This is a genomic window from Citrobacter sp. wls716 (assembly GCF_005280975.1).
GTDB lineage: Bacteria > Pseudomonadota > Gammaproteobacteria > Enterobacterales > Enterobacteriaceae > Citrobacter > Citrobacter youngae.
The window spans coordinates 468,459-481,669 of sequence record NZ_SZWX01000021.1 but is presented as its reverse complement, the minus strand read 5'-3'; the positions used below and the strand labels follow the sequence as shown (position 1 = coordinate 481,669).

11 protein-coding genes are annotated in these 13,211 nt (G+C 51.7%); 8 read left to right on the top strand and 3 right to left on the bottom strand.

What is annotated here, in order from left to right; translation table 11 throughout:
* The first annotated feature begins 84 nt into the window (after window positions 1-84).
* Window positions 85-1,056, top strand: coding sequence for a lauroyl-Kdo(2)-lipid IV(A) myristoyltransferase (gene lpxM, locus FDX24_RS05005; protein WP_115643269.1), 972 nt, complete (start codon window positions 85-87; stop codon window positions 1,054-1,056).
* Between the two features lie 86 nt (window positions 1,057-1,142).
* Here lpxM and pyk read toward each other — a convergent pair whose 3' ends face one another.
* Both pyk and FDX24_RS04995 read right to left on the bottom strand, forming a co-directional pair.
* On the bottom strand, window positions 1,143-2,585 hold the full coding sequence (gene pyk / locus FDX24_RS05000) for a pyruvate kinase (RefSeq protein WP_003034890.1): 1,443 nt from the start codon (window positions 2,583-2,585) through the stop codon (window positions 1,143-1,145).
* Between the two features lie 119 nt (window positions 2,586-2,704).
* Entirely contained in the window at window positions 2,705-3,574 is an 870-nt protein-coding gene (locus FDX24_RS04995) for a MurR/RpiR family transcriptional regulator (protein WP_003034893.1), read from the bottom strand.
* Between the two features lie 367 nt (window positions 3,575-3,941).
* Between FDX24_RS04995 and zwf the strand changes: the two genes are divergently transcribed.
* The 3 genes from zwf to kdgA all read left to right on the top strand — a co-directional run bounded on the left by zwf (window position 3,942) and on the right by kdgA (window position 8,138).
* Complete coding sequence (gene zwf, locus FDX24_RS04990; protein WP_048211375.1) at window positions 3,942-5,417, top strand: glucose-6-phosphate dehydrogenase; 1,476 nt, start codon at window positions 3,942-3,944, stop codon at window positions 5,415-5,417.
* Window positions 5,418-5,650: 233 nt separating this feature from the next.
* Window positions 5,651-7,462 (top strand): phosphogluconate dehydratase, encoded by a 1,812-nt coding sequence (gene edd / locus FDX24_RS04985; RefSeq protein WP_101742223.1) that lies wholly within the window; start codon window positions 5,651-5,653, stop codon window positions 7,460-7,462.
* Between the two features lie 34 nt (window positions 7,463-7,496).
* The gene (kdgA, locus tag FDX24_RS04980; RefSeq protein ID WP_003034901.1) at window positions 7,497-8,138 is read left to right on the top strand and encodes a bifunctional 4-hydroxy-2-oxoglutarate aldolase/2-dehydro-3-deoxy-phosphogluconate aldolase; all 642 of its coding nucleotides are present in this window, start codon (window positions 7,497-7,499) and stop codon (window positions 8,136-8,138) included.
* Window positions 8,139-8,240: 102 nt separating this feature from the next.
* Here the strand turns inward: kdgA and purT are convergent, their stop codons facing one another.
* A complete protein-coding gene (purT, locus tag FDX24_RS04975) occupies window positions 8,241-9,419 on the bottom strand; it encodes a formate-dependent phosphoribosylglycinamide formyltransferase (protein ID WP_137363914.1) in 1,179 nt (392 codons plus the stop codon).
* Between the two features lie 131 nt (window positions 9,420-9,550).
* Here purT and yebG point away from each other — a divergent pair, with 131 nt between their 5' ends.
* From yebG to ptrB, 4 genes are all read left to right on the top strand, one after another.
* A complete protein-coding gene (gene yebG / locus FDX24_RS04970) occupies window positions 9,551-9,841 on the top strand; it encodes a DNA damage-inducible protein YebG (RefSeq protein WP_048211378.1) in 291 nt (96 codons plus the stop codon).
* A gap of 121 nt (window positions 9,842-9,962) precedes the next feature.
* Window positions 9,963-10,316: a protein YebF gene (gene yebF, locus FDX24_RS04965; protein ID WP_003034909.1), complete on the top strand. Its 354-nt coding sequence runs from the start codon at window positions 9,963-9,965 to the stop codon at window positions 10,314-10,316.
* Window positions 10,317-10,410: 94 nt separating this feature from the next.
* Window positions 10,411-11,070, top strand: coding sequence for a tellurite resistance TerB family protein (locus FDX24_RS04960; RefSeq protein ID WP_101742225.1), 660 nt, complete (start codon window positions 10,411-10,413; stop codon window positions 11,068-11,070).
* Window positions 11,071-11,156: 86 nt separating this feature from the next.
* Window positions 11,157-13,211 (top strand): oligopeptidase B, encoded by a 2,055-nt coding sequence (gene ptrB / locus FDX24_RS04955; RefSeq protein ID WP_170973051.1) that lies wholly within the window; start codon window positions 11,157-11,159, stop codon window positions 13,209-13,211.

Genomic DNA, 13,211 nt, shown 5'->3' with positions numbered 1-13,211 from the left:
GCTTTTTTTATTTTGTACGGGACACGGTGCGCCGCTACACTATCAGCAGATTTACTTTTTCGCGGCCCCCGATACTGGAAGAGCATGGAAACGAAAAAAAAGAGTATTGAGTATATCCCTGAGTTTCAAAAATCATTCCGTCACCCGCGCTACTGGGGCGCCTGGCTTGGCGTGGCAGCGATTGCAGGGATTGCATTAACGCCCGCGTCATTTCGCGATCCCGTTCTGGCGAAACTGGGGCGGCTTGCCGGACGACTGGGGAAAAGTTCGCGTCGTAGAGCGCTTATCAATTTATCCCTCTGTTTTCCGGAGCGCAGCGAAGCCGAGCGTGAGGCCATCGTTGATGAGATGTTTGCGACTGCGCCTCAGGCGATGGTTATGATGGCAGAATTAGCCATGCGTGGCCCGGAGAAAATTCAGCACCGCGTTGACTGGCAGGGCCTGGAAATTATCGATGAGATGCGACGTAATGAGGAAAAGGTGATTTTTCTCGTCCCTCACGGCTGGGGTGTTGATATTCCGGCAATGCTGATGGCATCTCAAGGCCAGAAAATGGCAGCGATGTTCCATAACCAGGGCAATCCGGTATTTGACTATGTCTGGAATACGGTACGTCGACGTTTCGGCGGTCGTTTACATGCACGTAACGACGGTATTAAACCTTTTATTCAGTCGGTACGGCAGGGATACTGGGGATATTACTTACCGGATCAGGACCACGGCCCGGAGCACAGCGAGTTTGTCGATTTCTTCGCGACCTATAAGGCAACGTTACCGGCGATTGGCCGCCTGATGAAGGTTTGTCATGCACGCGTAATACCGCTATTCCCGGTGTACGATGGTAAAACGCATCGCCTGACGATTCAGGTACGCCCCCCCATGGATGACATTCTGACGGCCGATGACCATACAATTGCCAGACGGATGAATGAAGAAGTGGAGATTTTTGTCACCCCACATCTTGAACAATACACCTGGATTCTGAAACTGCTAAAGACCCGCAAACCCGGCGAGATTGAGCCCTATAAGCGCAAAGATCTCTATCCGAAGAAATAAAAAAAGCCTCTCGTTCGAGAGGCTTTTTTGTATCAGGCGACCTGTGCGCCTGATAAGCGAGTAATATCAGGCAGTCAGCAGAGTCGTTATTCTACAGTCAGAATACGTGTGGTGTTGGTGGAGCCGATGGTGCTCATGACATCACCCTGGGTCACAATCACCAGATCGCCTGACACCAGGTAGCCTTTGTCGCGCAGCAGATTGACCGCTTCGTTGGCAGCTACTACACCGTCAGTTTCGCTGTCAAAGTGGACCGGCGTAACGCCACGATACAGAGAGGTCAGATTCAGCGTACGCTCATGACGAGACATCGCGAAAATTGGCAGGCCAGAACTGATGCGTGATGTCATCAGCGCAGTACGACCGGACTCGGTCATGGCGATGATAGCGGTAACGCCTTTCAGATGGTTCGCGGCATACATCGCTGACATGGCGATAGCTTCTTCGACATTATCAAACTGTACGTCGAGACGGTGTTTAGAAACGTTGATGCTTGGGATTTTCTCTGCACCCAGACATACGCGAGCCATAGCTGCGACGGTTTCCGCCGGGTACTGGCCTGCCGCAGTTTCGGCAGACAGCATGACGGCATCAGTCCCATCCAGCACGGCGTTTGCCACGTCCATGACTTCCGCACGCGTCGGCATTGGGTTAGTGATCATTGATTCCATCATCTGCGTTGCGGTAATAACCGCACGGTTCAGCTGACGTGCGCGACGGATCAACGCTTTCTGAATACCAACCAGCTCCGGGTCACCGATTTCCACGCCCAGGTCACCACGCGCGACCATTACCACGTCAGAGGCAAGGATGATGTCATCCATCGCATTCTGGTCGCAGACGGCTTCAGCACGCTCTACCTTGGCAACAATTTTCGCATCGCAGCCAGCATCGCGCGCCAGGCGGCGGGCATAATTCAGATCTTCGCCACAGCGAGGGAAAGAAACCGCCAGATAGTCAACGCTGATTTGCGCTGCAGTAATGATGTCTGCTTTGTCTTTTTCCGTCAGAGCTTCAGCAGAAAGGCCACCGCCAAGTTTGTTGATGCCTTTGTTGTTGGAGAGCGGGCCACCGACAGTGACTTCGGTGAAGACTTTCATACCCTGAACTTCCAGCACTTTGAGCTGTACGCGACCATCATCCAGCAGCAGGATATCGCCCGGTACAACGTCAGCAGGCAGGCCTTTGTAATCGATGCCGACTTTTTCTTTGTCGCCTTCACCTTTACCGAGGTTGGCGTCTAACAGGAATTTGTCGCCAACATTGAGAAATACTTTACCTTCTTTAAAGGTCGATACGCGGATTTTAGGTCCCTGCAGGTCACCCAAAATAGCTACATGACGTCCCAGTTTGGCGGCAATTTCACGGACTTTATCCGCCCGCAATTTGTGATCTTCTGGAGAGCCGTGCGAAAAGTTCATACGTACAACGTTCGCCCCAGCGGCGATAATTTTTTCAAGGTTGTTATCGCGGTCAGTTGCCGGGCCTAAGGTGGTAACGATTTTGGTTCTGCGAAGCCTTCTGGACATGTAATACTCCGTTGACTGAAACAACTTGGTGTTGCGTGAACATTAATCCGGCCGTTCTCGAACATAAACGGTAAAATGAACGACCCGGATGATAAAAGGGTAGAACATTGTTATTGCTTTTAGCGGTCATCACTCTTGATGAGTAATTCTTTATCAAAACGCGATTCCTTGAGCGCTTCCTTGACACGCTTCAAGTTATCTCTAAATTTTGCCCCACGGCGCAAAGTAAATCCCGTAGCCAGCACATCTATCACGGTAAGTTGAGCAAGTCGAGAGACCATAGGCATATAAATGTCAGTATCTTCCGGTACATCGAGGGTAATTGCCAGCGTTGCTTCACGTGCCAGCGGAGTACCAGGAGATGTCAGGGCAATCACCATGGCATCGTTTTCCCGCGCTAACTGCGCCAGTTCAACCAGACTTTTGGTTCTTCCGGTGTGTGAAATGAGCACAATGACATCGTCATCACTACAATTCATACAGCTCATGCGTTGCAGTACGATGTCGTCGGAATAGATAACCGGAACGTTAAAGCGGAAAAATTTATTCATCGCGTCATGTGCTACCGCGGCGGAAGAACCTAAACCAAAGAAGGCAATTTTCTTCGCCTGGGTTAATAAATCTACTGCCCGGTTTACCGCCGCGTTATCCAGCGACTGGCGAACGTGGTCGAGGCTTGCCATCGCTGACTCGAAGATTTTCCCCGTGTAAGATTCAACGCTGTCATCCTCATCTACATTGCGATTAACATAAGGGGTACCATTTGCCAGACTTTGCGCCAGATGCAGTTTAAAATCAGGAAAGCCGCGGGTGTCCATGCTGCGACAGAAACGGTTCACCGTTGGCTCGCTGACATTCGCTTCTACAGCAAGTGCGGCGATACTTGAATGGATTGCCCGCTCGGGAGAGGCAAGAATAATGTCGGCGACTTTACGCTCTGACTTGCTCAAATGTTCCAGTTTTAACTGGATTTTTTCCAGCATATTCATGATGTAGGTAGACTCATGGGTCATGGGCAAAAACGATTTCAGCGATACGGGGAAACCGATACACAATTTAGTGTATAGATATTACCCCTGCTAATGCATCAACGGGGCAAAATGGACAGAATAGTTGTTGTTTTTTTTCATTACATGATCGGAGTCGGATTTTCATACTTCGTCATGGGTACGAAAAATACGACTTTTTTATCCATTTTGATGGGTTATACGCCAATAAAGCGGCTGTTCGCGGTAACAGCACGGCTGGATAAGCGTTTACGGTTTCCGGATTCACGTAAAAGCAGTACAGTGCACTGTAATAAAATTACAACCAGTGTCTGGCAAAAGCACCAGGCACTTAATTGAGGAGAATGACATGGCGGTAACGCAAACAGCCCAGGCATGTGACCTGGTCATTTTCGGTGCGAAGGGCGACCTGGCGCGACGGAAATTGCTGCCTTCCCTGTATCAACTGGAAAAGGCCGGTCAGATTAACCCGGATACCCGCATCATTGGGGTAGGGCGTGCTGATTGGGACAAAGCTGCCTATACCAAGGTTGTACGCGAAGCGCTCGAAACTTTCATGAAAGAAAAAATTGATGAAAGTTTATGGGAAACTCTCAGTGGCCGTCTGGAGTTTTGTAACCTGGACGTCAATGACACCGCCGCATTTAGCCGTCTGGGCGAGATGCTGGATCAAAAATCACGTACCACGATTAACTATTTCGCTATGCCGCCAAGCACCTTTGGCGCGATCTGCAAAGGCTTGGGTGAAGCAAAGCTGAATGCTAAACCCGCTCGCGTGGTGATGGAAAAACCGCTGGGCACGTCTCTGGCGACATCCCGTGAAATCAACGATCAGGTTGGCGAGTACTTCGAAGAGTGCCAGGTTTATCGTATTGACCACTATCTCGGGAAAGAGACGGTCCTGAACCTGTTGGCACTGCGTTTTGCCAATTCCCTGTTTGTGAACAACTGGGATAACCGCACTATCGATCACGTAGAAATTACCGTGGCTGAAGAGGTCGGTATTGAAGGCCGCTGGGGCTATTTTGACCAGGCCGGTCAAATGCGCGATATGATCCAGAACCACTTGCTGCAAATCCTCTGCATGATCGCAATGTCCCCTCCGGCTGATCTGAGCGCCGACAGCATTCGCGATGAGAAAGTGAAGGTCCTGAAATCGCTGCGTCGCATCGATCGCTCGAACGTGCGTGAAAAAACGGTTCGCGGCCAGTACACCACTGGTTTTGCCCAGGGTAAAAAGGTACCGGGTTACCTGGAAGAAGAGGGCGCGAATAAGAGCAGCAATACGGAAACGTTTGTGGCGATCCGCGTCGATATCGATAACTGGCGTTGGACGGGTGTACCGTTCTACCTGCGTACCGGTAAACGTTTACCAACCAAGTGCTCTGAAGTGGTGGTTTACTTCAAAACACCTGAGCTGAATCTGTTTAAAGAATCCTGGCAGGATCTGCCGCAGAACAAGTTGACTATTCGTTTGCAGCCTGATGAAGGGGTTGATATCCAGGTACTGAACAAAGTGCCGGGTCTGGACCACAAACATAATCTGCAGATCACTAAGCTGGATCTGAGCTACTCAGAAACCTTCAACCAAACGCACCTGGCCGACGCCTATGAGCGCCTGCTGTTGGAAACCATGCGCGGTATTCAGGCTCTGTTTGTGCGTCGCGATGAAGTCGAAGAGGCCTGGAAGTGGGTGGATTCAATTACTGAAGCCTGGGCGATGGATAACGAGTCGCCGAAGCCTTATCAGGCAGGAACCTGGGGACCGGTTGCGTCTGTGGCCATGATTACCCGTGACGGTCGTTCCTGGAACGAATTCGAGTAAAAGATCATCTAGCCATTAGGTGTTATTTTACCGGTAACATGATCTAACACAGATTGTAGAATAATTTTTGCACTTTTAAACCTCGCGTGGATTCACCCGCGAGGTTTTTTTTATTACACTGCCTGAAACGATTTTGCCCCTGAGCAACGGCTAACAAGCGATTCAGCTATATTTAGTAATGCTGAATACATTGTTTACCCAACCGCTCTGACAGATAAATTTTAGGAGCCTCTATGAATCCGAATTTGTTACGCGTAACACAACGTATCGTCGAACGTTCCCGGGACACGCGTTCCGCCTACCTCGCTCGAATCGAACAGGCTAAAACGACTACCGTCCATCGCTCACAGCTGGCATGCGGCAATCTGGCGCATGGTTTTGCCGCCTGTCAGCCGGAGGATAAAGCCTCGCTCAAAAGCATGTTGCGTAACAATATCGCGATCATTACCTCCTATAACGACATGCTTTCCGCACACCAGCCGTATGAACACTATCCGGCCATCATTCGCAAAGCACTACATGAAGCCAATGCGGTGGGCCAGGTTGCTGGTGGCGTACCTGCGATGTGCGACGGTGTGACCCAGGGCCAGGACGGTATGGAGCTTTCTCTGCTAAGTCGTGAAGTCATTGCGATGTCAGCGGCTGTGGGGCTCTCACACAATATGTTCGACGGTGCGTTGTTCCTCGGTGTATGTGACAAGATTGTCCCGGGCCTGGTCATGGCGGCGCTTTCCTTCGGTCATCTGCCTTCAATCTTCATCCCTTCAGGCCCGATGACGAGTGGTCTGGCGAACAAAGAGAAAGTGCGTATTCGTCAACTGTATGCCGAAGGCAAAGTGGATCGTATGGCACTGCTCGAATCCGAGGCTGCGTCTTATCATGCGCCGGGTACCTGTACGTTCTACGGCACCGCTAACACCAACCAGATGGTAGTGGAGTTCATGGGCATGCAGTTGCCAGGCTCCTCTTTTGTTCACCCGGATGCACCACTGCGTGAAGCATTGACCGCAGCGGCGGCCCGTCAGGTAACACGTCTGACCGGTAACGGTAATGAGTGGATGCCGATCGGGAAAATGATCGATGAAAAAGTGGTTGTGAACGGTATTGTGGCACTGCTGGCGACCGGCGGTTCAACCAACCATACGATGCACCTGGTAGCCATGGCGCGCGCAGCCGGTATTCTGATTAACTGGGACGACTTCTCCGATCTATCCGATATCGTGCCGCTGATGGCGCGTCTGTACCCGAATGGCCCGGCAGACATTAACCATTTCCAGGCTGCTGGCGGTGTGCCTGTATTAATGCGTGAACTGCTGAATGCGGGTCTGTTACATGAAGATGTGAACACTGTCGCTGGATTCGGTTTATCGCGCTACACCCTGGAGCCGTGGCTCAACAATGGTGAACTGGACTGGCGCGAAGGTGCGGAAAAATCACTGGACAGCAATGTGATTGCCGCCTTTGATCAGCCATTCTCCCATCACGGCGGCACTAAAGTACTGAGTGGTAACCTGGGGCGTGCGGTGATGAAAACCTCAGCTGTTCCAGTTGAAAATCAGGTGATTGAAGCGCCTGCCGTGGTCTTCGAAAGTCAACATGATGTGTTACCGGCGTTTGATGCGGGTCTGCTTGACCGGGATTGTGTGGTCGTTGTGCGCCATCAGGGACCAAAAGCGAACGGAATGCCAGAATTACATAAACTCATGCCGCCACTTGGTGTATTATTGGACCGTTGTTTCAAAATTGCGTTAGTTACCGATGGACGACTTTCAGGTGCTTCAGGTAAAGTGCCTTCAGCAATCCATGTAACTCCAGAAGCTTACGATGGCGGGCTGCTGGCGAAAGTGCGCGATGGCGACATCATTCGTGTGAATGGACAGACAGGTGAATTAACGCTGCTGGTTGATGAAGAGGAACTTGCTTCCCGTCAGCCTCACATCCCTGACCTTAGCGCTTCGCGCGTGGGTACCGGGCGTGAAATGTTCAGCGCGTTGCGTGAAAAGCTGTCCGGTGCGGAGCAGGGCGCAACCTGTATCACTTTTTAAGACTTAATTTGTAATCAGGCGAGAGAAAACTCTGATGAAAAACTGGAAGACAAGTGCAGAAGCAATCCTGACCACTGGCCCGGTTGTACCGGTTATTGTGGTTAACAAATTGGAACACGCTGTGCCGATGGCAAAAGCGTTAGTTGCAGGGGGCGTGCGCGTTCTGGAAGTGACGTTACGTACCGCATGTGCGATGGATGCCATTCGCGCGATCGCCAAAGAAGTTCCGGATGCTATCGTTGGTGCGGGTACCGTACTGAATCCACAACAGCTGGCTGAAGTCACCGAAGCGGGTGCACAGTTCGCCATCAGCCCGGGTCTGACCGAGCCGCTGCTGAAAGCCGCAACTGAAGGCACTATTCCGTTGATCCCGGGTATCAGCACCGTTTCTGAACTGATGCTGGGTATGGACTACGGTTTGAAAGAGTTCAAATTCTTCCCTGCGGAAGCTAACGGTGGTACGAAAGCGCTGCAGGCGATTGCGGGTCCGTTCTCACAGGTCCGTTTCTGCCCAACCGGTGGTATCTCTCCAGCGAATTACCGCGACTACCTGGCACTGAAAAGCGTGCTGTGCATCGGCGGTTCCTGGCTGGTTCCGGCGGATGCGCTGGAAGCGGGTGATTACGATCGTATCACCAAACTGGCTCGCGAAGCGGTTGAAGGCGCGAAGCAGTAAGCTATCAACGTGTAAACCGAAGGCCCGATAAGAGGCGTTAGCGCCGATATCGGGCTTTGCCGGATGGGGTTTTACTGCCTCATCCGGTCTACGGCTCCGGTTTTAACCTGTCACTTTTACCTGTGAAGCCGCGTTTTTTGCGCGATCAACAGCTTCTTCAACACTTTCTGCAGTTGCCAGTACGACCCCTAAACGACGCGTACCGTCGATTTCGGGTTTACCAAACAGACGTATCTGCAAACCCGCGCCAACGGCAGCATCCACATTATCAAAGGTAACGTTTTGGCTGCTTAGCTGCGGCAGGATCACCGCTGATGCTGACGGCCCATACTGGCGGATTGCGCCAACGGGAAGACCAAGGAATGCACGCACGTGCAGGGCAAACTCGGACAGATCCTGAGAAATCAGCGTCACCATACCCGTGTCGTGAGGGCGAGGGGAGACTTCGCTGAAAATCACTTCATCACCGCAGACAAACAGTTCGACCCCAAACAGTCCGTGGCCTCCCAGCGCCAGCACCACCTTACGGGCAATCTCCTGCGCGCGCGCCAGTGCCAGTTCACTCATCTGCTGCGGCTGCCAGGATTCACGATAGTCGCCGTCTTCCTGGCGATGTCCAACCGGTGCGCAAAAATGTACGCCGTCAATGGCGCTGACGGTAAGCAGTGTGATTTCAAAATCAAAATTCACTACGCCTTCGACGATAACGCGTCCGGCACCAGCCCGACCGCCCTGTTGAGCATAGTCCCAGGCTGCAGCGAGCTGATCGGCTGAACGGATAAAGCTTTGTCCTTTACCGGACGAACTCATTACCGGTTTCACGATGCAGGGATAGCCGATTTCAGCGACGGCTTCGCGAAAGCGGACTTCACTGTCAGCAAAGCGGTAAGAAGAGGTCGGTAGAGACAATTCTTCGGCGGCGAGGCGACGGATCCCTTCCCGGTTCATGGTCAGTTGCGTTGCTCTTGCACATGGCACAACACGCTGGCCTTCCTGCTCCAGTTTTACCAGCATATCCGTGGCGATCGCCTCAATTTCCGGCACGATATAATGTGGTTTTTCACGCTCGACGAGCTGGCGTAATGCTTCGCCATCCAGCATGTTGATAACGTATGAGCGATGGGCAACGTGCATGGCTGGCGCGTCGGGGTAACGATCCACGGCAATGACTTCCACACCCAGGCGTTGACATTCAATTGCCACTTCTTTACCCAGTTCTCCCGAACCTAATAACATCACTCGCGTTGCTGCTGGACGCAGCGCTGTGCCTAATAACGTCATAAATTAATCCCCTGTTTTATCTGGGCGCAGTATATACGGAAACGTTTGCGTCTGTCTTTATTACCAGGTTGATTTCAGGGCTTAAAAAGAATATACTGTACATAAATACAGTTAATTTAAGAGACTGCAAAATGGCGGTTGAAGTTAAATACGTAGTCATTCGGGAAGGTGAGGAAAAAATGTCGTTTACCAGCAAAAAGGAAGCCGATGCGTATGACAAAATGCTGGATACAGCGGATTTGCTCGATACATGGCTGGAGCAATCGCCGGTAGCGCTTGAAGACGAGCAGCGCGAAGCGCTTTCCCTGTGGCTGGCTGAGCAAAAAGATGTGCTAAGCGCCATCCTCAAAAACGGCAAGCTGCCTTCTCCACAGGTGGTCGACAACGACGCGCACGCTGAGGATGATACCCAGGCGGCCTGAAGCGACTTGCGCTCCTGATATTTTGTACCATGCTTTTCCCTGAATCATTGTGCAATCCCTGACGTTATTTCCCGTTGCTACAGGCAATCTGAATGACGAAGGGGAGATTAAGGAGAAAAGAATGTATAAAAAAAGAACGTTATTGAGCCTGCTGCTGCTGTCTGCCAGCGTATCTGTATTTGCGGCAAATATGGAAAGCAAAAACGTCCAGTTCCCCAAGTGTGAGGGACTGGACGCTAACGGTATTGCGGCGAGCGTGAAACGTGATTATCAACAAAATCGCATCGCGCGCTGGGCTGACGATCAAAAGCGCGTCGGGCAAGCCGATCCGGTCGCCTGGGTAAACACGCCCGATATTACGGGCAAAGACGGGAAATGGTCAGTACCCCTGACTGTTCGCGGTAAAAGTGCGGATATTCACTATCAGGTAAAAGTCGACTGCAAAGCCGGAACGGCGGAGTATCAGCCGCAGTAACGGAGGTATTTGCACATCTTTTGATGACCTGAACACTTCCTGACATCCCCTCGGGTACGCTTTGATGATTATTCGTCTGTACTTGAGGGGCAAAATGGCTAACTGGCTAAATCAACTACAATCTCTTCTTGGGCAAAAAGCATCATCTGCGTCATCTTCTGGCGAGCAAGGGCTGAGTAAACTTCTCGTTCCAGGCGCGTTAGGCGGTCTGGCAGGATTACTGGTTGCCAACAAATCTTCTCGTAAATTACTGAGTAAATACGGCACCAGCGCGCTTCTGGTGGGCGGCGGTGCGGTTGCCGGGACTGTGTTATGGAACAAGTACAAGGATAAAGTTCGCGCAGCGCATCAGGATGAGCCGCAGTTTGGTGCACAAAGCTCACCGCTGGATGAGCGAACCGAACGCCTGATTCTGGCGCTGGTTTTTGCGGCGAAAAGCGATGGCCATATTGATGCCAAAGAACGTAGCGCTATTGAGCAGCAGCTCCGTGAAGCGGGCGTGGAAGAGCAGGGCCGCATTCTGATTGAACGTGCGATTGAACAACCACTCGATCCTCAGCGTCTGGCTCAGGGGATCCGTAACGAAGAAGAAGCGCTAGAAATTTACTTCCTGAGCTGTGCGGCGATTGATATCGACCACTTTATGGAACGCAGTTATCTGAATGCATTGGGTGATGCGTTGAAGATCCCGCAGGATGTTCGTGAAGGGATTGAGCAGGATCTTAAGGAACAAAAACAGGCCCTGCCGGGTTAAATAGTTACCGCCAAGGCGCATGTTTCGCTTGCATCATTGCTGACTTTTGCCACCCTTATAGGATGATTAAGCAAAAGAACAATGACATGCTACCTAAAGCTCCTCGTATTCCCCACGCCATGACGCAGCATGGCGACACCCGCGTTGATAATTATTACTGGTTGCGAGATGACACCCGCTCGCAACCAGAAGTACTGAATTACCTGCAACAAGAAAATGCATATGGCCGCCAGGTGATGGCTTCGCAGCAAGCTTTGCAGGATCGTGTTCTGAAAGAGATTATCGACCGTATTCCCCCTCAGGATGTGTCTGCACCGTATGTGAAAAATGGGTACCGCTATCGCCATCTCTATGAACCGGGGTGCGAATATGCCATTTATCAACGTCAGTCTGCCTTCAGTGAAGAGTGGGATGAATGGGACACCTTGTTGGATGGTAACCAGCGCGCGGCCCACAGTGAGTTTTATACGCTGGGAGGACTGGCGATATCCCCGGATAACACCATTATGGCGCTGGCTGAGGATTATCTGTCCCGCCGGCAATATGGCGTGCGTTTTCGCAACTTACAAACGGGTAACTGGTACCCGGAGGTACTTGAAAACGTCGAGCCGGAATTAGTCTGGGCCAACGACTCGCAGACTTTCTATTATGTCCGCAAGCATGAAACCACATTGCTGCCGTATCAGGTCTGGCGGCATACCGTAGGCTCGCCATCATCACTGGATGAGCTGGTATATGAAGAAGCCGATGATATGTTTTATGTCAGTCTGCATAAAACCACCTCACAGCACTATGTTGTTATTCATATTGCGAGTGCAACCACCAGTGAGGTTCTGCTCATTGATGCAGAACTGGCTGATGCAGAGCCACTGGTCTTTTTAGCGCGACGCAAAGACCACGAATACAGTCTCGATCACTATCAGCACAATTTTTATCTGCGCTCCAACCGTCAGGGGAAAAATTTCGGCCTGTACCGTACCCGTGTTCGTGATGAGCAAGTCTGGGAGACGCTGATCCCTCCGCGTGACAACGTGATGCTGGAGGGCTTTACGCTGTTCACAGACTGGCTGGTGGTGGAAGAGCGCCAGCGGGGCTTAACCAGTCTGCGTCAGATCAATCGTAAAACGCGCGAAGTGGTCGGTATCGCCTTTGACGATCCGGCGTATGTGACATGGCTTGCCTATAACCCTGAGCCGGAGACCTCGCGCCTGCGTTATGGCTATTCCTCCATGACCACCCCGGATACGCTGTTTGAACTGGATATGGACACCGGAGAGCGTCGCGTGCTCAAGCAGACGGAGGTTCCCGGATTTGATGCGGCGAACTACCGCAGCGAACACGTATGGATCACCGCGCGGGATGGTACCGAGGTTCCGGTTTCGCTGGTTTACCATCAAAAGTACTTCCTGAAAGGAAAAAATCCGTTACTGGTTTACGGCTATGGCTCGTATGGCGCCAGCATGGACGCCGATTTCAGCAGCAGCCGCTTGAGCCTGCTGGAGCGCGGCTTTGTTTATGCCATTGCCCATGTCCGTGGCGGCGGTGAGTTAGGGCAACAGTGGTACGAAGACGGTAAGTTTCTGCATAAGAAAAATACCTTCAATGATTATCTCGACGTCTGCGATGCACTGCTAAAAATGGGCTATGGCGCGCCTTCGCTATGTTATGGCATGGGAGGAAGCGCCGGAGGAATGTTAATGGGTGTTGCCATCAATGAGCGCCCCGAACTGTTTCATGGCGTCATTGCACAGGTGCCATTTGTCGATGTGCTGACCACAATGCTGGATGAGTCAATTCCACTGACGACCGGTGAGTTTGAAGAGTGGGGTAATCCGCAGGAGGAAGAGTATTACACCTACATGAAAAGCTACAGTCCGTATGACAATGTTACCGCGCAGGCTTATCCGCATCTGCTGGTGACAACGGGCTTGCACGACTCCCAGGTGCAATACTGGGAACCGGCAAAGTGGGTGGCAAAACTGCGTGAGCTGAAAACGGACGACCATCTGCTGTTACTCTGCACGGATATGGATTCCGGGCACGGCGGTAAATCCGGACGTTATAAATCTTACGAAGGTGTGGCCCTGGAATACGCGTTTTTGATTGGGCTGGCGCAGGGCACACTGCCTGGACAAGCGTAA